Annotated in this window: 16 protein-coding genes; 8 read left to right on the top strand and 8 right to left on the bottom strand. The window is 59.6% G+C overall.

Annotation, left to right across the window (positions count from 1 at the left end; translation table 11 throughout):
- Window positions 1-50 precede the first annotated feature (50 nt).
- The 3 genes from AC07WT_RS29985 to cap2-3 all read left to right on the top strand — a co-directional run bounded on the left by AC07WT_RS29985 (window position 51) and on the right by cap2-3 (window position 5,733).
- Window positions 51-2,063 (top strand): restriction endonuclease, encoded by a 2,013-nt coding sequence (locus AC07WT_RS29985; protein WP_494949763.1) that lies wholly within the window; start codon window positions 51-53, stop codon window positions 2,061-2,063.
- Window positions 2,064-2,318: 255 nt separating this feature from the next.
- The gene (gene mblB, locus AC07WT_RS29980; RefSeq protein WP_494949762.1) at window positions 2,319-3,491 is read left to right on the top strand and encodes an anti-phage 6A-MBL system MBL-fold protein; all 1,173 of its coding nucleotides are present in this window, start codon (window positions 2,319-2,321) and stop codon (window positions 3,489-3,491) included.
- On the top strand, window positions 3,484-5,733 hold the full coding sequence (gene cap2-3 / locus AC07WT_RS29975; RefSeq protein ID WP_494949761.1) for an anti-phage 6A-MBL system cap2_3 protein: 2,250 nt from the start codon (window positions 3,484-3,486) through the stop codon (window positions 5,731-5,733). The genes mblB and cap2-3 overlap by 8 nt, the downstream gene beginning before the upstream one ends.
- A gap of 97 nt (window positions 5,734-5,830) precedes the next feature.
- Here the strand turns inward: cap2-3 and AC07WT_RS29970 are convergent, their stop codons facing one another.
- The 4 genes from AC07WT_RS29970 to AC07WT_RS29955 form a co-directional block, all read right to left on the bottom strand.
- Window positions 5,831-8,059: an MBL fold metallo-hydrolase gene (locus AC07WT_RS29970; protein ID WP_494949760.1), complete on the bottom strand. Its 2,229-nt coding sequence runs from the start codon at window positions 8,057-8,059 to the stop codon at window positions 5,831-5,833.
- A gap of 182 nt (window positions 8,060-8,241) precedes the next feature.
- Window positions 8,242-9,102, bottom strand: a complete 861-nt coding sequence (locus AC07WT_RS29965) for a ComEC/Rec2 family competence protein (RefSeq protein ID WP_494949759.1) — start codon at window positions 9,100-9,102, stop codon at window positions 8,242-8,244.
- Between the two features lie 59 nt (window positions 9,103-9,161).
- Window positions 9,162-10,277: a ComEC/Rec2 family competence protein gene (locus AC07WT_RS29960; protein WP_494949758.1), complete on the bottom strand. Its 1,116-nt coding sequence runs from the start codon at window positions 10,275-10,277 to the stop codon at window positions 9,162-9,164.
- Window positions 10,274-11,167 carry a hypothetical protein gene (locus tag AC07WT_RS29955; RefSeq protein ID WP_494949757.1) on the bottom strand — a complete coding sequence of 298 codons (894 nt, stop codon included), beginning with the start codon at window positions 11,165-11,167 and terminating at the stop codon, window positions 10,274-10,276. Before AC07WT_RS29955 ends, AC07WT_RS29960 begins: the two co-directional genes overlap by 4 nt.
- 109 nt (window positions 11,168-11,276) lie before the next feature.
- On the opposite strand from AC07WT_RS29955, the gene AC07WT_RS29950 reads away from it, so the two are divergent.
- Together AC07WT_RS29950 and AC07WT_RS29945 are read left to right on the top strand one after the other, a co-directional pair.
- Entirely contained in the window at window positions 11,277-11,588 is a 312-nt protein-coding gene (locus AC07WT_RS29950) for a sensor histidine kinase (protein WP_494951078.1), read from the top strand.
- 424 nt (window positions 11,589-12,012) lie between these two features.
- Window positions 12,013-12,225, top strand: a complete 213-nt coding sequence (locus AC07WT_RS29945; RefSeq protein WP_494949756.1) for a helix-turn-helix transcriptional regulator — start codon at window positions 12,013-12,015, stop codon at window positions 12,223-12,225.
- A gap of 16 nt (window positions 12,226-12,241) precedes the next feature.
- On the opposite strand, the gene AC07WT_RS29940 is transcribed toward AC07WT_RS29945, so the two are convergent.
- Genes AC07WT_RS29940 through mobH form a run of 4 tightly spaced genes read right to left on the bottom strand, consistent with a single transcriptional unit; the run spans window position 12,242 to window position 17,781 of the window.
- A complete protein-coding gene (locus tag AC07WT_RS29940) occupies window positions 12,242-12,712 on the bottom strand; it encodes an SET domain-containing protein (protein ID WP_494951077.1) in 471 nt (156 codons plus the stop codon).
- Between the two features lie 29 nt (window positions 12,713-12,741).
- Window positions 12,742-13,440: an IncC plasmid conjugative DNA transfer DtrJ family protein gene (locus tag AC07WT_RS29935; protein WP_494949755.1), complete on the bottom strand. Its 699-nt coding sequence runs from the start codon at window positions 13,438-13,440 to the stop codon at window positions 12,742-12,744.
- 14 nt (window positions 13,441-13,454) lie between these two features.
- Window positions 13,455-15,602: a type IV conjugative transfer system coupling protein TraD gene (traD, locus tag AC07WT_RS29930; protein ID WP_494949754.1), complete on the bottom strand. Its 2,148-nt coding sequence runs from the start codon at window positions 15,600-15,602 to the stop codon at window positions 13,455-13,457.
- A 22-nt stretch (window positions 15,603-15,624) separates the two neighbouring features.
- A complete protein-coding gene (gene mobH / locus AC07WT_RS29925) occupies window positions 15,625-17,781 on the bottom strand; it encodes a MobH family relaxase (RefSeq protein ID WP_494949753.1) in 2,157 nt (718 codons plus the stop codon).
- A gap of 611 nt (window positions 17,782-18,392) precedes the next feature.
- Here mobH and AC07WT_RS29920 point away from each other — a divergent pair.
- Genes AC07WT_RS29920 through AC07WT_RS29910 form a run of 3 tightly spaced genes read left to right on the top strand, consistent with a single transcriptional unit; the run spans window position 18,393 to window position 20,381 of the window.
- The gene (locus tag AC07WT_RS29920) at window positions 18,393-18,911 is read left to right on the top strand and encodes a lytic transglycosylase domain-containing protein (protein ID WP_494949752.1); all 519 of its coding nucleotides are present in this window, start codon (window positions 18,393-18,395) and stop codon (window positions 18,909-18,911) included.
- Window positions 18,908-19,966, top strand: coding sequence for a TadA family conjugal transfer-associated ATPase (locus tag AC07WT_RS29915; RefSeq protein ID WP_494949751.1), 1,059 nt, complete (start codon window positions 18,908-18,910; stop codon window positions 19,964-19,966). Before AC07WT_RS29920 ends, AC07WT_RS29915 begins: the two co-directional genes overlap by 4 nt.
- Window positions 19,959-20,381, top strand: a complete 423-nt coding sequence (locus AC07WT_RS29910) for a hypothetical protein (protein WP_494949750.1) — start codon at window positions 19,959-19,961, stop codon at window positions 20,379-20,381. Before AC07WT_RS29915 ends, AC07WT_RS29910 begins: the two co-directional genes overlap by 8 nt.
- The last annotated feature ends 22 nt before the right edge of the window (window positions 20,382-20,403 follow it).

Genomic DNA, 20,403 nt, shown 5'->3' with positions numbered 1-20,403 from the left:
CAGCCTCTTGGGATTAGAAGACACACGCCCTTCCTTCCAACAACTTGAATATGGCATTCATCATCGACTCGTCACCTAAAGCAAAACGAAGGCGTGCAAATCCCACCGAAGCAAGATCGCGCAATCGTAAAAGACCTGAAGCACGAGAACGGGACGCAACCGCTGTTGAAATATCACTAGACGTCCTGCTCGGCCCACCCGCGCTGGTAGATGTGATCGTTGACGATCTGCCGATTACCTCACTGCCTCTCGCCAATATCCCTTGGCCACACTTTGAAGCGCTCTGCGCGCAAATCCTCAACGACGGAGGTGAAGAGAAGGTTCGTCAGGCGGTACAGTACGGACGACCGGGACAAGATCAGTACGGCATCGATATTGTCGCATACCGTATCGGTGCACAGCAGCACATCGTCGCTCAGTGTAAGCGCGTGCGGCGATTGTCAGCCGGAAGTATAGAAGATGCAGTCAACGATTTCCTGAGTGGTCCGAAGGCTAACTCCACAAGCAAATACATATTTTGTACGACGACGACACTGGGTGAAGAGACGGCTGCAGTGGATGCCTGGACGAACGCATACAACCGGCTTATCGTCGCAAACATTGAGGCAGAGCTATGGGATTCCGCTCGCCTGAATGATTTGCTGCGCACGCGGCCCGCAATCGTCACGCGATTTTTCGGAGCTGAGTGCGCGCGACGGTTCTGCGACCCGGCGTCACCATCAGGAATGTATCCGTCGCAATTCAGACAACACTTCGTAGGGCAGTTCGAGAATCAACTTGCCCTTGAACAGGTGACAACTCGACTCGACGTCAACCTCCCCTGCGAGAGATTTCCCCATTTTGGTGGAATCCTGACGTTTGCGCGTGCGGACCTGAGCGGAATCAGTTTTGCGATTAGCGCGAAGACACTCCTCACGTGGGCTCAATGGCGAGTATGGGCAACAACGAAACACGATGAGCGGCCGTACGCACAACAAAGTACCGTGCCGGGACGGTACGTTCTTTCCGCTGACGGTGTTCGGCTGACGTTAAACACCGAAGAAGTTCAAGACCTGGACTGGATTCTTTGCAAAGCGTGGGAAGGTTTCCTGCAGGCTGCCAATGAACTTGAAAAATATTGGCGCTTTCTTCGGTTTCCCCGTTCGACGCACGATGAACAAGGTTTTGTGGTGGCGCGCGTCAGTCGCGACGCCTGGAGAGCGATGCTGGATTTCGCAAATACGCATGATTTCGAGAAGGGCGGCACGTCAAGACACATTTTCGACCGCAGCGCAGGCCTTCTGAAAATTTACAACCCGAGCAGCAGGCAAACCACGGCATCAGTGCATCACCTCGTGCTAAAAGCGGTATCAGACGGTGAGATGGCTTTACAGTGGGAACAAGACAGTCTTCTCGTAACCTGGCAGCCGCCGACAGTTACGCCCGGTGACAGCAGCTTGGTCGGCCCTGTGGGATATTGGGACGTCGAGCATGCACATGAGTGGCTGGTAGATACCTTCGCGGACTGGGCAAATGACTGGGTGAAGCAGACGCAAGCGCCCGAAACCCGCACTGGCTGGTTCAGGCGGACCCAGGTTCGCCCTCCTGCCGAGCCCTTCGAGCTGCATATCGACTCCCACGCGATTCTGCCGCGACGGGATTTCCATTCGCCACGCACCGTATCTGAACTGATCGAATTCTGCACACATCTTCAGGGGCATTTCTACCTCGACAAATCGGGCGTACCCGTTAAGCGCGAAACGACCACTAATGTTTTGCAACTCGTCCTGCGGTTCCTCAGCCTAGGCGGCAAAGGAGAGAGGCGATACATTGCCGGAAAGCTGACACTTAGATCGGACATGCTGGACGGGGCAATTCCGGGTCTCATTGCTGACACCTCAAAACGCTTTGACCTCGTGGCTTGGCTCGATAATGCTCTTCGTTGCCTGATCCAGTTGCTGCGAAACGCCAAGCGCCTCACGCAATCCGATATCGACTTTGCTGTCGACCTGCTGCTGCCCGCCGCGAACAGAGTACGTGAGGATCTCCTGTGTCAGGCGTTCTCGCTGCGAGCCTCTTCATAGAATAAGCCTGGACCACATCCGCTTCCACGCGCCGGACATGCGGGAAACCGGCTCGCGCACTTCCGTCGCCCGTTTCGCAGGACAAGTTCGTGGGTAACGGGATTTTTATTGCCAAAACCTTACAATTAAATTTCGCAATCTCAAAAAGACCACAATATCTTGTGGTTGACGTTTTCACCAGTAGTTCATATAGTGGAAATAAGGAGGGTTTCCCGATTTCGATAGGCCCCTCCAGCACGCTACGAAGAGGCCACAGTGACAACAACGCATTTCGTGAAATTCTATGGCGTCGCCAATGGCGATACCGCCCAGGTGATACTCGACAACGGTCGCCGCGTGCTTTTCGACTTTTGCCATCGCGGCAATGCCGAGGATCCGGACACACCGGAGATCGATCTGAAAGCGACCCTGAAGAAGGAGCTTAAGGACGCCGACCGCGACTATTTTGACGTAGTGGCCTTTACGCACGCCGACCTCGATCACATTCAGGGCAGCACCGAATTCTTCGAGCTCCAGCATGCCAAAATCTACCACGGCGAAGGCCGGATAAAGCTCAAGGAGCTGTGGGTGCCTGCTGCGATGTTGCTGGAAGAGGCCGACAACGACCACCAGAAGGAAGAGTCCGTGCTGTTGCGCCAGGAGGCCCGTCATCGGTTGCTGAATGGACATGGCATCCTCGTCTTTTCGAAGCCGGAGGCGCTCCGGGAATGGCTTGAGCCCAAGCTCAAGGAGCGTGGCGAACGCCCGGATGCCCGGGACCATCTGTTTGTGGACGCCGGCACACTCGTCCCGGGGTTCTCGCTTGCGAGTGACAACGTGGAGTTTTTCTGCCACTCGCCATTCATCAAGCATTGCGACGACGGCTCCGACGTTATACGCAATTCCGCTTCACTGGTCTTCAACGTCCGCTTTGATGCCGACGGCCAGCGCTACGACTTTCTGCAGGTCGGTGACAGCTGCGCTGAAGACCTCGAAGACATCGTGCGCACGACGCTGTATCACAAGCGCGGGGATCGACTCGGATGGAACCTCTTTAACATTCCCCACCACTGCAGTTATCTTGCGCTGACTGAAGACGGCGAGAAAGGGGAATCGGAAACCGAGCCGAAAGAGCTTGTCAAATATCTGCTCCGGCAGGGAAAACCTGATGCGTATATTGTGAGCAGCAGCAAACCGATTCCGGATGTGAAAGAGTCTTACACGCAAATTCAGCCGCCCCACATCCAGGCCCGGAAGGCTTACGAACGGTATCTGCGCGAAGTAAAGGGCCGCAAATTCGTGGTCACCATGGAAGAGCCCAATGCACGCAAGCCCGAACCGCTCGTCTTTGAGATCGGTCGGGGCGGCGTTAGCTGGAAGAAAACGACATCAATCGGTGCTCCTGCATTGGTGCTCTCATCTCCGCCCCGCGCAGGTGCGTGTGACTGAATATCATGAACTCCCGGGTTTTTCCGAACTGCAGGCTGACGAAGAACCCGCCATTCCGCGCGCAAAGTCCCTGATCCGCGCAATCGAACGTTCCCGCGACTTTTCGCTCATCAAGGTGCTGCGCGCTACCAGCACGGATGGGCATCAGCTCGAGTGCCTCGTCGCGGACGTGGAAACCGACGACGTACCCCCAGATAACCCGCATGGGATTCTGTATCGGGAACGCGTCGCTCTTTGCGTGAGCGACAATCCCTCCGACCTTGTGGAGGTTCTTGCCTTGCGCAAGGACTTCCCGGTGCTCATGCATCAAAACCACGGCTACTACGAGGGCCCCGCAAGCCTTTGCCTATACTTCGAGTCAGCTGTTTCCGTCTTGCGCACCTGGACACCGGAAGCATTTCTTCGCCGAATTCAGTGGTGGCTCGCGCGCAGCGCTCGAGACGAGTTGCACCCCGCCGATCAGCCGGTCGAGCATCTGTTCTTCTCCAGCAACTACGAGCTTGTTCTGCCCAGGAACTACGACCAGCTACGCAACAGTGGCGAGTACCGCTTCGGGTTGAACAAGAAAGCAATTCGCGCGGACGAAGGCTTGACTTGCGAACTGGTACCCATACCAGTCGCGGCCGATCTGCCTCAGGGAAACATTACCCCCATCGAAATTGAATTGCCCCCAGTCGTCCACGGCTCAATCACGCGGGACCCCGACACGTTAGGCGCACTCGATACTATCCTCGGGCAGCGAGGGGTCGATTTCGCCTCTCTTTTGAAGGACATGGTTCGCGATCGCGTTGGAGATCGCGCGCAGAATAAACCTGCCAATAAAGAAACGACTGTCTTGTTGCTTCACATTCCAATCTGTCGGGTCGAAGGCGGCGAACCGCAGGCGATGGGGCACCGTGCCTTCTTCATACCCGTCAGCGTGCTCGATCTGGGAGTGAGCATTGGCCTGCTCACCTTCGCAAATGGGACCTACGCCCCGCACCTGGGCGGAGGCGCGGATACAGGCATCTGGAGAACGCAAGCCATATTGCCGATGGAAGTTCTCCAGAAAAACGACGCGGATCAATTTCGCCGTCAATCGGGCGTCGATAGCGCCGGGCCGAAAGCTGTATTAATCGGCGCGGGGTCGCTCGGCAGCGCGATGCTCAATCTGTGGGGCCGAGCCGGCTGGGGCACGTGGACCGTAATCGATAATGACCATGTGAAGCCGCATAACCTGACTCGTCACGTAGCGCTCGATGAGCACATTGGTCATCAGAAGGTGGACGTGGCAGCGAAGCTGCACCGTGCTGCCGTGGGTGAAGCGACTTCAGTCACACCGTTAAACGCCAACGCTCTCGATTTCGGCAACCAGGCCCTCTCTGCGGCGCTTTCGGCAAGCGAGCTGGTCATCGACGTATCGACGACACTCGACTATCCGCGTGCAGCGAGCTCCGTTGACGCATTCGCGCGCCATGCTTCGGCTTTTGTCACCCCAGATGGCAACGGTGCGGTTCTTCTCATGGAAGATACCGCCAGAGCAGTGCGTCTGCGAAGTCTTGAAGCACAGTACTACCGGGCAATAATTAACAACGACTGGGGACGCGATCACCTCGGAACAAATACGGGTACGTTCTGGAGCGGCAATAGCTGTCGCGACATCTCGCTCGCAATGCCGTACTGGCGCATTGCCACACAGGCAGGCACCTTGGCGGAACAGGTCGTTCTTCTATCTGCGCACAAGGATAGCCAAATCCGGATCTGGCAACGCGATCCCGAGCACGGTTCCGTGCAGGCATACGACGTGCATGTATGCTCCGAGCGTCAGTTGATATTCGACGAATTCAAGCTGTACATTGACACCGGAGTTGAAGCTGAACTGCGCTCCCTTCGAAAGGATGCGTTCCCAAATGAGACAGGCGGCATCCTACTCGGATACTACGACTTCAACGTCGGCGCCGCCGTGGTAGTTGCCGGGTTGTCGGCGCCGCCCGACAGCGTCTCAACGCCGACTTCATTCAAACGCGGAACAGCAGGAGTTGCAGATGCCGTCGCCGAAGCATACCGACGAACCAATGGCGTGGTTGGATACATCGGCGAATGGCACAGCCATCCGCCCGGTTGCTCGGCGTCGCCCAGCCGAGAAGATCTCGTACAGCTGGCACACCTCGCCCATGGCATGCTCGACGATGGTCTTCCTGCCGTCCAGCTGATTATCGGTGAGGAGGACGTCCGTATCCTGCAAGCCATTGCCTACGACTAAAGGCTTTGGGCGGTATTACACCCAGCTCTCCTGGCAGCATGAAAAGAGCGGATTGCGGAGCCTAACGTGGTGAGACCGTCCGGCAACGTGGACGGTCCTACCAGACAGGGATCCAGGGCGTCAGGCTTAACGCCTCCACGAACGCCGCGGGAAACTCACTTTTCCCAGAGTGCCGATTTTTCTCAAGAAAACCTTGCATGTGCGAGTATGTGGTCCATTGACCCTTATGCCTGTACGCGAGGTTGAGCATGAGGGCATCGCGCTCAGCCATTTTGAGCACCTTTTCGAAATGGGATCCAGTCCATTCCGCGTATCGTTCGCATATTATGTCGTCAGGCCACTCGTCGACATTCAACTGCCCCTCCTCCTCGCTGTCCCTGCGCAAACATATCGTCGCCGCGCCTTTGGTCCACCTTGAGTGTCTGTAATATGTGGAACACAGCCGAGCTGTGAACTCGTCAGCGAAGACCGGAACAAGAAGCGGAACGATCTCTTCGAGAATGACGTCCATCGGCAACCCGGTACGCAGGGCAATGAACGCCGCCAACATATCCCAATCACACGAATTCAGCACCGCTATTGCGTCACGCGCGTACACCGACTCAGCGGCAGGATTCGAATGGACATAAATCTTTGGGATTCCTCTTACCCATCGTATCGTGTCGTCGATATCGGCTTTCGAAGGCATCCGGTAGATATCGGATGTGCGGCCATTGCGCCACTCCGATTGCGCCACAAAGAACTTCCTGTGGCGGCGACCGAATCGCAATACCGGCCCCGGATCCGCTACAAGGGCATGCCGACCATCCTTGCGTGCCAGAATCGCGAGGTCTGTCCAGCGTTCAAGCCGATGGTCCAGTTTGGCGAGCTGCGGATTAGTCGAGCTTGTTAGCCTCGAAAGAAAGTCCTTATGATTTTGCTTGAGCTGCTTCGCAATCCAGTTGCTGTGCTTTTCCAGCTCACCCTGCGTCCATCGGACGAACGATTCACTGGGCGAAGTAACGTTCTGGTTAAGAACGACGATAGGAGTGAACGCCTGATCGCCTAACCCCTGAACGCAGGCATAGGCGTCCGCCGTGCTATTGCTGCCCGTCAATGTCAGAACTGTGACCGGCCGCTTCTCAACAGAAGACTCGCACTGGAAGACGGAAAAACATGAATCGATGTCACTAGCTGCAGGCAGCGTGCCGGCTAATGTTTCCACACGACGTACGTTTGGACAAACGAGCGATGCTCCGATCGATCGAACCACGTTCCGGAAGTTGAGTTCCGGAAGACCGTGTCGACCGCTGGCACTTACCATGACGCTGCGAGGCCTCAGCCATGCATATACGTCGTTTTGGGCATCAGAACGTCCCTCAATGAACAGCTTGCCTCCATGATGCGGTGCTTTCAATACGTCTATCCCGAGGCCAACAGGATGCTTCGCAGCAATGTAGGACCAGTTTTCCTGGTCTCCCGCAAGAACAATCCTCTTTCGATGCACGCCTCCAAGATGAACGTCTAGAACAGCGACGAGTGAGGTGTCGTTGAGAACGTGATTCCCGAAAAATTCGGGGTCGAGGCGCTGCGCGCTTTCATGCGTATTCGCGCTCCGGACCGCATCTGCATCCAGTGCGCCTGGGCGGGGCAGACCCGTAGCAAAATCGTCGGGCGAAGCCGACGATCCGGTGCGAAAGATACTGCGCAGGAATGCAAAGTCGTCGCCTTCATCGCTGGTATCGTTCAGGTCGGCTTCCAGTAGCCATTCGCTCGGTAATGGCGCTCGCATCAAAAGGTTGCCCAGTTCTTCGCCGTCGGACAGCGCCAAGGCTTCGATGAGTCGTGAGGCCGGCGATAGAATGGAAAGGACCACGCGACCGTTAACAAACCTCGAGGAATAGCCTTCGAACGGATATGAAACGGGCACCTTCGCGGCTAGCAGTGCGTCCTCCCATTCCTGTGCCCGCTCGACCGCATTGCGCACCCGGTCAGCGAAGAGCCACGCAAGACGACGAAAGGCCGGAAGACAAGGTCCGAGATACTCGCCGATCGTAATTTTTCCCTCAAGAAGTTGCGGCAAGCCACCTTGGTGGTCGTTATCCACATGGCTCAACATCACCACGTCGATATCCGGACGCCCGTCATTGCGTGGATTTTCCGCAAGATGGGTGACCAGTGCATGAGGCAAACGCTCCCCCGCATCAACGAGCAAACGAAACTGAACGGTGTCGTCGCGGACGTATTCGACTAACGTACAGTCTCCATGCCGCACGTTGTAGCTGCAGACACGAACGCTCTCGCCAGCTGCGAGATTCCGGTCGCTCACACTTTTTGCCATGATCATTCAGGGGACCTTTTTTGTTTGTGTCAAGGATGAATGCCGCGCAGCGACGCCGAAGCATGTTCCCTTGCCGACGCAGGCAGCGCGGACGCGCCGCACGCACCGATTCATGCTTCTACCTCCTGCTTCTTTCGCGGCTTACGGCCTAAGTTCCGCTCCCAGTTACCACTGTATTCGTGGTCCAATCAGGAAACGTGGCAGTTGCCGCTCGCAAAGGTAAAGATAAGCTCACCATCGTAGCGAGTCGTCAGAACGCGCCGAACATTGCCTGGACGCCTGAAGTCCGATATTCCGCTGCACTTGCTCGCGTAGTACTGTACCGTGTCCTGTGTGTCGTACTGCTTGTAGTCATCGGAGATCACGACGAGTCTCGGGCGGCATCCCCATACGTCGAACATTTCAGGACAAATGCCGTTCTGCCGTCCATGATGCGACGCGACCAGGATGTGTACGCCGCCCACGACTTCGCGAAATCGCTGGTTGGTGTTCAGCATGTGCCTGAATCCAGCGCACTCCAGGTCTCCCGGAAATAGAAATGAAAATCCGTGAATCTTGAGATGCAGAACGAGACTCAGATTATTTTCGTCAGTGAAGTACGGGTATGGATTCCAGAACCACTCGACGAACACATTGGGAAAATCCGGCGGAACTACCTGCAATGGCGTCAGCGCATAGTGACCAAGGGCATTCACGAGCGAATCGATGCCCTTCCCCATCCCATCATCCGTTTTCAGGGTCTTGACGACCTGAGCGCTCACCGTCGGGTTTCTCAGCATCCAGGCGACATTGACACCATTCTGAGCGAGGTACGGATGCCCAGAGGCGTGATCCTCGTCATAGTTGGTGATGACGAATTGCTCAAGGTATGAGACCCCGAGATTGCGCAGGTGGGAGCCAGCGTTCCAGCCCGTCGTCGAATTGTGCCCGCAATCGATGAGCATGCGCCGGCATCCATCGCCCGGAACCGGAACCGTTAACAGCGCACACGCTCCATGCTCGACGTCAAAGACCTGGAGTAATCCGTCATGAACCGGAAGACCTGCCACGTTCTCTCCGCATGAGTCGTTTCAAGTGATTACCGCTCAATCAGAGAGCCGGCAAGCGGTCAGTCATACTCCTCGACGAGCGAACTCAGCTTGATCGCTTCAATTGGTCCATACCCCTTCCTTGCTGCAAATCCGCCCCAATGCACCCGCTTGCCTCCCTGCGTTGCATGGACCCGGCCACCGCGTCGAATGAATGCATTGAGCACCATCTTTCTCGGATGTGAGCTGTCGTCTACTGGAGCCGACACGAACGCGGTAAACGTCCGCGTCCCGTCCGGTTGCACAGGGCCGATTAGTTCGTTCAGGATGGCTGGCCCTACATTGCTCCGACTGCCATGGTGAGGAACCTGCACGAAACTGAAGCTTCGTAGCGGAAAGCTGTTCGCTTTGGCATACTCGACTGCCCATGACAACGCACACACGCCCGCGTCGCCAGTCAGCAGGAATCTCCTGCCGTCAGCAATGTTGGCATAGAGGACGACACTGCTCTCATTGCTGGCCGACGTCCACGCGCCATCCCGGAGATGTTCCTCATGCCAGGTTTCCTCAATCCAGCTTTGGGTGTCACTGGCAGCGGCCTCGAGGGCTTTACCGAGAGCATCGTTCGTCGCTTGAGTCAGCCAAAATCCCGCTGTCTCAATTGCTTCCTTGTCGGGATCCGGAGTCTTGTCGAACTGCGGTAGCAAATGGAGATAGTGCCGCCTGCTGGGCGATAGCACTGTAAATGGGCCGATTCGACTGCCTTGGAACGGGTAATGGACTTTGGTACCCGCAGCCCACGCCATCCGGAGTATCTCACTTAGGATGTCGTATTCATCCTTGATCGCCTTCGTTAACCCTTCCTCCGTCCAGTTCTTGCTTGCGAAGAGGTGCCTTGCTTCCGGAGCGAGTCGCCACGGGATGTGCATCCAAAGCTTCTCGACTCTGATTTCACCAAATAGTTCGCGCATGCCCGAAGCATGATCTGCGTCCGCGTGGGTCAAAACCGCATGCGAGACGGTCACATCCTTCCCATAGTGCGCGCGAAGATGCTTGACCAGATTCTTGCCGCTATCGACTGTTCCCCCGTCGATGACCATCAGCTCGTAGCTGTCTTCTTCCCCGTAACGGACGACGATGCAATCGCCCGCGCGGCTTGCATCACCCACGGGTAGAAATTCAATTTCGCACTTCACTTATCTGATTCCCCGTTGGAGCCATTCCCTGCGGAACTGGCGGCTCTGGTTCTTCTCGCTCTCGGCGCATCGGATTTTGCATCCACCACGGAATCGGCTCGCTTCTTCGCCCGTGCGCCGGAAACTGACTGGCTCTTTTCCGGCAGCGAATTCAACGATTCAAAAAGGCGCTCGGCGTACACGTATCCAATCCGCTTGACTTGATCCTCGTTGAAATGGGCCCAGAAAAAGAGCAACGCAATGGAGACCACCAGCGTTATGCCGCCGCTTGGGCCAGGTGCTGCAAGATTCAATACATCAAAAGCAAGAGGATGAAACTGGAGCGCTTTGCTCAGTACAAGTCCGAGCAGGATTCCCAGGACACACGTGAACACACCGACCGGCCGCATGGCAAACATGTTGCGGTGAAAACCGTAGGCAATATTCTCCTTGAGCAATAGCGCATTGGCCTTTCCACGAGTCAACTCACGCAGCAAACGCGTTGCGCCTTTATAGACGTCGTCTGCGGCAACGAGATCGCGCGCTTCCTCTTCGGGCGTCGGGACCGTAATACCGAGCTTCGTTCTGATCGCATCGTGGTAGCGCTTCTTGCTGACGCTGTCCAGGAATCGGTCGCCATGACGCAAAATCAGTGTCGTTGGCATCCCGCCCCAACCTTTAACGAGTTTGTCCTCGAGTCGTTTGCCGCGCCCGCGAGTGACACTGGCAAGCGCATAGATTGCCCCGCAGCCACCTACGAGGCCGACCAAGGCAGTCAGGATTGGACTTTTGGGCCCGAAGATCCAGAGCAAGGGAACGAGAAGCGGCAACACCGTCAGCAGCCCCGGAAAAATCCGGGCTTGCTTCTGGTAGGGATCGCGCAACTGTTCGAGCACCATGTTCAGGTTCATAGCGTGGGCACGTCTTTTGACTGATGTTTTGCGCCCAGTATAAGGCAAATATTTCTTGATTATCTACCGGAAAGGTAACTTTGACCTCCTATGTTCTATCGTCAATCTGGTGGCGAATGCTGTCCAGCACGGCTGTGGCCCTGTCTGCATCGAAGCCCGTTGCGATGGTGAACGCGTCAGAATCGCCGTCTCGAGCGGCGGTCAGCCCGTACCGGCTGACGCCCTGCCTACACTCTTCGATGCGTTGACCCGCGCCGCCCCTGCGGCGGGACGCAGGCGTGCTGCGACTGGCATGGGACTTGACCTGTATATCTGCCGTTGCATTGCGAACGCCCATGACGGAAAGATCGAATTCAAATCTGATGACCGCGCCACGGTTTTCACCGTGAACCTGCCCCGGTTCGTGGCATGCAGGCGCTGAGCAGGCTGGGGCAGCCAGCTTCCCTGTCGCTCAACGCAGCACATCCCGTCTTTTCAGATTCTGGCGAAGGTGCCTGTGTCGCGCACCGCTTCCTAGTCGCGTACCACAGTCACGACATTTAGCGTGCCCCTCGTCGACCTTTGCTCGCCGTGTAACGAGGAAGAGCCCACCTCGCGCCATCCGCTGCAAGAGGCCGTTTTCTGCCCGACCCACCGATTCGTCTGCTCCTGGCTTTCCAATCGAAGGCGTGCAGCAACAAATCAGTAACCAGATGTAACGCCGACGTGTCTCGGTGCAATGGAAACGTCAACGCAATCTCCCTGCGACGCCTGCCACATCACGCTGGTGTCCAGGCGAAGCCGTTGCGCAGTAGAAGGCTTTGCGGATAATCAGCTATGACAAATGCAATCCGGAGCCGTGCGAAATGGACCAGGTCATGCGCATGAAGGACATCGTCAAAAAAATCGGTCTCTGTCGGGCGACCATCTATTCGATGATCAGCCGCGGAGAATTCCCCCGCCCTATCCGCATCGGCGAACGCGCAACCGGCTGGCGCGAATCGGAACTGGAAGCATGGCTCGCCAATCGCACTGCGGCGCGAGAGCGGTCGTCGCCGGCGCTACGCTCGGGCCGCTGACTGTCAGTCGGACACATTACGACGCGGCCACAGCCAGCATCGTGCCACGGCATTCCGACGCGCCGCACAGGCAGATATAGCTTAGCCGCGCCTCTTCGTCGGCAGACTCGTCAACGACCAGCTGGTAATCCAGAAAGAGTTCCTCGCCGGGTGCGATCGCGGTCGACGCGTGAATAAACACACGGTCCTCGATCTCGATTGCCTCGCAGTTCGCATTGCAGGAGTGATTCAACCAGCGCGCGCTGTTTTCCCGGTGCCCGCCGTCGATTACGCGCCCATCCGAGAGGCCGAAGAAATACGTGTGGCCAGTTGTGCCAGTGCTTTCATGCTGTCTGACGGCCGCCGTCCACTCAATCGTCTCACCCTTGTATTCGAAAATCCGCTCGCCCGCTTTGAGTGCCCGTAACGCGAAAACGCCCCGTCCATGCACGGGCGAGCGTCGAACGACCACACGTCTCGGAATGGCCTGTCTTCTCTCTTTTTTCATCGCCGAAGTATAGATTGGCAAATTGCAATCTACGTGTACTTCTTGAAGTACTTCGCCATGTTCCATACCGCGATCACGATCATGACCGACACCGGCCAGAAGGCGAGCCAGACCGGCAGCCGTACCGGCGCGACGAGCCAGATAACCGCAGTCAACGGGACCACGCCGAAGGTCAGTACGCGCTTCGCGTGGTGGTAACGTGTGGCCGACTCGTGCCCGCCCTGCGCGCGTCTCACGTGGCGGGCCACCAGACCGTCCGCCAGAGCAACGGCAATCGCCAGCGCGAACTGTGGAATCGTCATCGCGAGCATGGCAAAACGAACCCCGAAGAGCTTGAGCCCGTACATCGCCACCACGAGCCCTTCACGGGTCGCCCCCGAGAACGCCGGCCGCAGGTAAGAGCCGAGGCCGTGGGAAGGCAATGCACCCGCCTCCCATGCCCGAGCCGACGCATCAACGCCGGTCCAGCCGAACCAGCCCCAGTACGCGGCGTCGGCCGCTCGCTCTGCCAGCGCGGGGTCGGTCGTCTCGTTCAGGTAATAGCGCAGGAGCGCCTGCATGGCGCCCACCGGATCGTCGCCCCACAACGAGTGCGCCGCTACCAGATCGGCCACCACCGCAAGAATGCTCGCGAGCAGCAGCCAGAGTGCAACGTGGATCGCCAGATCGACAACCCAGAAAAACGATTTCACGCCATCGGCATTGCCGTCCCGTGTTTTCGTGACCATGCTCGCCTCTATCGTCAAAACCCGGCGCCTTTACCTTGCACGGCCCAAGGCCCGGAGGTCGACGCCAGCGTCCCGGCATTCGCGTCGACCGGCATGAAGCTGCGCACTGCGCCACCAATGGCATCGGGCGACACGCCGCCCGCGTCGTCAAATGGCGACACGGCCTGGACGTAGGACGCATAGCGGGAGCGCATGTCCGCCACGACGTCATCCAGTCCGGGCAGCATGATCGGGTCGTACGTATCAAGCAGCGGCAGCCGCACCTTCACGAGCTGCCCGCCCTCGATCAGGGCGAACGCCTGCCCCTTCGGCAATTGTGTCAGGTCGGCAGCCTGCAGCATCGGCACCTGCCGCACCGAAATCTGGTCGTGCGTCTGGGCCGTAAAATGCACCCCCTCGCCGCGCCGCACTGCGTCGGTTGCCGATGAGGCGAGCGTCAGTGTCTTCACGTCGACCATCGGCAACTGGTCAGTCAGGATCTTCGCGGTTGTGACGTATTTCACGCGCAGCATCACGAGCGTATTGAAATTCCCAAAAATCTGCTCGGCCTTCGCACGTGAGCCGATCTTCGCTTCCAGATCGGCGCTCGTCTGTGTATAGGCGGTCACCTGATAACCCGCGCCACCCGCCTTGTTGACCAGCGGCACGAACTCGTCGCCGACCAGCTCGTTGAACTCGTCAGCATGGATCGAGACGCGCCGCCTGGCGCCTGCCGTGCTCTGTCCGTAGCCATGGCCGTACTTGTAGATCCGACCGGCTGTCGACGTCAGATCCGCAAACATCGCATTACCCACCACCCCCGCCACCTCGAAATCCGACAGGGCGTCGAGCCCGACATAGACAATGCCGCCGCGGTCCATCACGCGGTTCCAGTCGAACACCGGCCGCGGATCATGAGGGTCGTCATAGTCGGGCGACAGCAGCTCCGATGTCCGGCCTGTGGTGAGCTTTTCCAGGAGGGGATAGAGCGATGACACCAGCTTGTCGAAATACGAGCGTTCGTTGCTGATCACCGACAGCAGGCCGTTGGCAATCGGATCGGTCCAGCCCTGTTGCCGGATCAGGTTCGCGACCTGCAGCACTTCCTGATTGCGTTGCAGTCGCATCGCCTGCTTCGCCTCTTCCTTGTCCAGCGGCTCCAGCCCATCCTCCCAGCCGGCATGATCGCGATCGAGCCAGAAACGGAAGTACCGTAATGCGAGCCCATCGATGTTCACCGCGTTCTGGTAAATCATTTCGTACGTCGGTCGGATGCCGAGCGCACTCATCGCGCGGGCCATGACGTTGACGAACCTCCACACGAAATCGCGAAATGCGGCTGACTGTCCTTCCTTTGGAAGGTTACCTGCGATGCGCGTCGCCACCTCTGTAATGCGTGAGTAGGTACCTATCGGGCTATAGCGCGCAGACCTGTCGGGATAGCCAAGGTGAAAGAACGTGAACTCGCTCTCGCGCCCGCAACGTTTTGCCTCGGCGTACATGCGAAGCAGCAGGTCGACGTCGCCTTTCGGATCGAACACGATCACAATGTCGCCGCGACGGATGTCCTGGGCAACCAGGACCTCGCACAGCCTGGTCTTGCCCACGCGGGTCGTGCCAAGCACCGCCATGTGCCCCACACGCTCCCCAATGTCAAACCAGATGTCGCGCTCGTCCGGTTCGACGCCATGCAGCGCGGGGTCGCCTCCGACCGGCGGCAATGGCGCGACCGGATTCCACCATACCTCGCGACGGGTCACACGCGCGATCCGGCTATCGGGATACCGACGCTCGTGGTCCCGCGCCCGGTCGTACAGGTCATTGCGGGCAAGCAGCCGGCGGTTTTCGGGAAGCCGCGCCTGATGCAGGCGCTGGGTGTGGATACCGCTCCACCGAAAACCACGGCCGAGAAACACCTCGTTCGCGGAGCGCGGAATCTCGGCTGCGGGGATCACATACTGCGGGAGTCTGCGCAGGTTGCGCTGGAAGCGCATCAGCCGCCATGCCTGTCGCCCGCGAACATAAGCCAGAGACAGCAGCGCGAGCGTCGTGACGCCGCCCGTGGCGGGCGTGATAAGGAAGAGCGCCGGGTGGCTCCAGAGAATGCCGGTCGCTGCGAGCGCCGCAACGCAGGACAGCAGTTCGACGGGCCTGCGAAAAAGGTTCTCGACCGGATACGCCATCGTCGTTGTCCCGGTGCCTCTATCACACGTCAGACTGCTGAGGTAAATTCGCCTCTTCCGCCACGGCTGCTCTCTGCTTCGACTGGATCATCGCGTTCGGCGGCGGCACGGGATTGAAAAACCGCTCCGGCTCGGGAACCAGCATCACAGATAGCTGCCGACCGCCAGCACCCTTGATGGTGTAGTGGAGCAGATACGAGCGGCCGGCGCCGCCTGAATCGGCCGTCACCGGATAGCCGGACTTCTGGAAATCGCGCTGGACCTGCTTCCACGGCTCCGGGCTTCGTCCATCCTCGCTCGGGGCCGGTTCGATCGCGTCGGGATGCGCCTGCGCGAAATCCCGGAAGATCGCGGGCGTGACAAGCAGCATGCCCTCCGGCACAAAATGCACACGGGCCATCGATTCGTTGTACGGCAGCCCGCCGGTAGCGACCCCGTCCTGCACCCAGGCCATGAACCGTTCGGCATTGGGCCGCGGCTGCCGCGCCCCTGCCCGGGTGGTAACGGATCCCGATGGAACCCGCGCTTTCTCGCGCGGGCGAACCGCCGCACTGACCTGATCCGGTACCGGTACATCGTCGCTCCCTCTGCCGTGAGCAACGACCGCTTCGTCATTGAGCGCGGCTGCGCTCTCGGCATCCGGCAGATACGCCGGCGCACCTTCGTTCATGGACGCAGCAACGGCATCGAAAGCGGCGCGCTCCTGCGGCCCTGGCGAGTCATCGCCTGCTTTATGGCGATCATCCCGATCCGGGTCTTCTCGCGCGGTTGACGACGCGGTGTCTGGCGCGTCGACGCTTTGTCTGACCGCCGTCGTCACCGGGTCCGCGGCTGGCGACGACGCGTGTTCGGCAGGCTCTGTTGGCGGGGCCGCTACGCGGCCCTCAGCGATGCCTGCTGATTCAGCCGTCGGGCCCGGCTCGGGGCTCACTTCGATGACCTGAACTGATCCCGCAGGCAATGCTCGCGGATAGCGGGCAGATTCGGCGTAGAGCCGATCGAGCGGAAAGCGCAGTACGGTGAAGGTTTGCTGCCAGGCGCCAATTGTCACGGTGATGGTCCAGATGGCCCCGCCACCGGGCGTAGGCACGAGCGCACCGTATTCCTGCCACGTGTCGAAGAGCCGGTTGTTGTCCGACGGAATCCCGGCCGCACCGCTCCGTTGCTCTTCATGCGCCGCGACATACGTTCGAACGGCCTCAGCCAGCGTTTTCGCCACGCACCACAGCGATTCGCCGTCGCAATAGCCGGTGGCTCCCGCACGGTTGAGCGGCACGTCGCCCTCCGCCAGAAGCCGTCGCAGTCCCTCCATTAACCGCTCGATCAGCGGCACGGCTCGCGCCGTAGCAAAGCGTGTGCGCGGACCGGCGAGCAGGTTTTCCTCAACCGAGCGGCGATCGGCGTCGCCCACGATCTTCGCGAGCGCGCTGTCTTTCGAACTGCGCTCGCCGGACAGGTATTCCGCCAGTTCCTGCAGCACCGGTGGATGCTGAGCCAGCCAACTCAACGATGCCGGTGGCACGAGGCGTTGCAGCAGCACGATGGCCAGACGCGAATGGGCGCCGTAATCGCGCTCGCCAGGCGCGGGAAAATCCACGCGATACCATTCGCCGCCCTGCCCGTTCATGCTGCCGGCCATCGGCACCCAGGGACGAACGTTATGGCCGGTCGCCAGATCAACCTTCAGGTCCGCGAGCGGCTTGCCGATGTCGTGCAGCAACGCGCCGACCAGCACCGCATAACTGCACCGCGCGCCATGCTGCATCTGGTCTTCGGGACTGGCCCCGAGCGGCAACCGGTACCCTTCACGGAAATGCAGCGCATAGCGCGCGACCTCGAGCAGGTGAATCAGCAGCCCGCCCGGTTGCGCGTGATGATGCGACTCGGACGCGGGCAGAAGCTGCACGAATTCCGTGAGTCGCTGCAGCAACGGTTCAAGGTCGCGCTGCTCGCTCTCGGGCGAGAGCCCCAGACTGCTGGCGATACGGCGCACCATTCCCTCGACGCCCGTTCGCTGGATCAGCTCCCGGTATTCCAGTACCGGAAGATACTGCGGCGAAGGCGGCACGCCGCGAGTGATGGGCGGCGCGGGCGGCGTATCTGGCGGCACCGGCGTCGTCGGCCTCACAATCGCAGAACGTTGCAACTTCAACCAGTTAACGGCATCGGCGAAAACCATGTGGAGTTCCGGCAGAACGGAGGAAGTGGATCGGCCTCAGTCACAGGACGTGCGACTCAGGAGGCACCATGGTTCAACCGTACCCACTGGCACGCAGCGCCTGCCGCAAATGGCTGCACGGGAACGTGGCGCATCGCGCAGTCATGCTGCGAACGCAGCGCTGCCTTGCAGTTCGTCCTTCGCCGGCCTTGTGCGGGCAAGGGCCGCAGCGTTTTTCTCCCTTGCTGCAGAACCCTTTTTTGCCCTTCACCGTTTGCGCCCTTGAGCGGGTGATGCGATTCCTCCCAGCATCACCCGCGGCCTTTGGATTGGGCCCTTCCCTTTGTCACGACCTTTGTTCCCCTTGCCTTTGCGGCTTTCTCTGGATGCCTTTGTTCCGCGCTGGACAGCGCACATGCTTCAGGTCCGGCTGAATGGCTGCAATTCGAATAACTGCACACCCCGCATCGTTGCCGTGCAGGCATTGCAGCCAGACCCGCACCGGCCATGCCTAAAGTGAAGCCGTCAGCCCTTCCCCCTGGGCTGACGCGCGCTGTTGACCTGCCGGGCTGCACCCCGCTCCCGGCAGGTCCTTTTTTCTGAACGCAGCCCCCCAAACGGATGAGGTCGACGTGAAGCGTGTCCCGATCATGCCCCTGTGTGCATTGCTTGTTGCCGCGACGTGCCGCGCCGACTGCCTCGACGATGCCGCGCGGTTTCACCACGTCAACGTCCGGCTGGTACGCGCCATCGCCACCGTGGAATCGGGACAGCGCGCGGGCGTGGTCCATCTCAATGATGACGGCACCATCGACATCGGGCTCATGCAGATCAACAGTCGCTGGCTCACGACGCTCTCGCGTTTCAGCGTCTCGCGCGCGGGCCTCGATGACCGCTGCACCAACGCCTATGTCGGTGCATGGATCCTGTCGCAGAACATCCGTCGCCTCGGACTCACCTGGGATGCCGTCGGCGCCTACAACGCTGGCACACATGAAAAACGCATTGCCTATGCTCGTCGCGTTTACCGTGCACTGCACGCCGCCCCGCAATCCATGGTGCAGCACCCGCAAGCTGCGGCTGTACGTCCTTCGGGATCGAGCTTCATTGCCCGTCTTTTTGAGCCCATCGGATGGGAGAACGGACGATGAGCCGGCTCACCTATGAATACGCAATCGAGGTACTGAACGATTACCTCGGTCCACTGCAATCCATGCTCGCGGATCCCGACGTGCAGGAAATCATGGTCAACCGCGCCGACACGATCTTTGTCGAGCGCAACGGCATCATCTCGTTCGTGGCTGGGTGTGAAGTGAATCCGGACGCGCTCGATCGCGCGATCACGATTCTCGCCAACGTGAACGCGAAGGCACAGACACCACTGCTCGATGCGCGGCTGCCCGGTCTTCGGCTCGCAGCCGCGAGACACCCGGTTGCCGTCCACGGCGACACACTGTCGATCCGCCGGCACGCACGCCGCCGTATCAGTCTGACCGACTATGAGCGTAGCGGTGCGTTCGACGTGCTGCCGGCCACCTCGTGCCCTTTTTCGCGACGCCGGGACGCTGCCCTGCTCGACCGGCTGGCGAGTGGTGGCGCGGCGCTACGCGAGTTTTTCCAGTGGGTCATGCGCGAGCGCATTAACGTCGCGTTCTCCGGCGGCACGTCGTCCGGCAAGACGACGCTGCTCAATGCGATGATCGATGCGATGCCGGCAGGCGAGCGCATCGTGACCATCGAGGATACAGCCGAACTGCAGGTCCACGCGCCCAACCATGTGGCACTGGAAACCAATCTCGGCATCACGATCCGTGGTCTTGTGCGCTTCTCGCTGCGCATCCGCCCCGACCGGATCATCGTCGGTGAGGTGCGTGGCGCTGAAGCCTTCGACCTGATGGAAGCGCTCAACACGGGGCACCCCGGCTCCGTCGTCTCGTTTCACGCCGACTCGGCCGATACGGCGCCGGCGCGGCTCGAATCGCTCATTCGCATGAGCGACGAAGGGCGCCTGATGACCATCACAGACCTGCGCCGGAAGATCGCCTCGACGTTCCGCTTCTTCGTGCATGCCGAGCGGCAGGGCGCGGTGCGCGGCCCCGTTGAAATCCGCGAAGTGCTCGGCGTCGAACACGACCGTTACCGCACGCGGTGTCTCTTTTCCCGCTACGCCGACCACGCCGACGTTCAGGAGCCAGTCCATGCATGACACAACCTCTATCCCCCGGGGCGTGATTGCAATGCGTCGCGCGATCTCCTTCGCCGTCGGCTCGTGCCGCGCAGTTCGCGCGGCGTGGCGAAGTGTCCTGTTGCGGCATGAGCGCCCGGTCAGGACGCTCCTTGTCGCGCTGTGGCTCGGCTCGATCCCGGTCATCGCGCACGCGGGCATCTGGAACGGGGGCCTGTGCACGGTCTACCAGGATGTGCTTGACAACGAGCTACTGGAAGTCGTGTCGCTCTCCGCCCTCGTCGGCTCGATCGTGCTGTGGCTGCTCGACGATGGCCGCAGCAACATCAAGACGCACGTGCTTCGCGGCGTGCTCGGCACGCTGGCGATCCTGAACATGCCGCTGCTGTGGGCGCAGGTCTTCAACCACGGCGCGGCCTGCACGGGCACGCTCTGACGCCGGATCTGAGGACACACGC

The sequence above is a fragment of the Paraburkholderia sp. GW821-FHT02A12 genome (genome assembly GCF_059422005.1).
This window is presented reverse-complemented; position numbering and strand designations above follow the sequence as displayed.

What these genes read in the sequence shown, in the direction of transcription:
- AC07WT_RS29955 (WP_494949757.1), bottom strand. Translation starts at nt 11,167, where the DNA reads ATGAACCTGAACATGGTGCTCGAACAGTTGCGCGATCCCTACCAGAAG.
- AC07WT_RS29945 (WP_494949756.1), top strand. Translation starts at nt 12,013, where the DNA reads ATGGACCAGGTCATGCGCATGAAGGACATCGTCAAAAAAATCGGTCTC.
- AC07WT_RS29970 (WP_494949760.1), bottom strand. Translation starts at nt 8,059, where the DNA reads ATGATCATGGCAAAAAGTGTGAGCGACCGGAATCTCGCAGCTGGCGAG.
- mobH (WP_494949753.1), bottom strand. Translation starts at nt 17,781, where the DNA reads ATGGTTTTCGCCGATGCCGTTAACTGGTTGAAGTTGCAACGTTCTGCG.
- AC07WT_RS29935 (WP_494949755.1), bottom strand. Translation starts at nt 13,440, where the DNA reads ATGGTCACGAAAACACGGGACGGCAATGCCGATGGCGTGAAATCGTTT.
- AC07WT_RS29915 (WP_494949751.1), top strand. Translation starts at nt 18,908, where the DNA reads ATGAGCCGGCTCACCTATGAATACGCAATCGAGGTACTGAACGATTAC.
- AC07WT_RS29910 (WP_494949750.1), top strand. Translation starts at nt 19,959, where the DNA reads ATGCATGACACAACCTCTATCCCCCGGGGCGTGATTGCAATGCGTCGC.
- traD (WP_494949754.1), bottom strand. Translation starts at nt 15,602, where the DNA reads ATGGCGTATCCGGTCGAGAACCTTTTTCGCAGGCCCGTCGAACTGCTG.
- AC07WT_RS29940 (WP_494951077.1), bottom strand. Translation starts at nt 12,712, where the DNA reads ATGAAAAAAGAGAGAAGACAGGCCATTCCGAGACGTGTGGTCGTTCGA.
- AC07WT_RS29985 (WP_494949763.1), top strand. Translation starts at nt 51, where the DNA reads ATGGCATTCATCATCGACTCGTCACCTAAAGCAAAACGAAGGCGTGCA.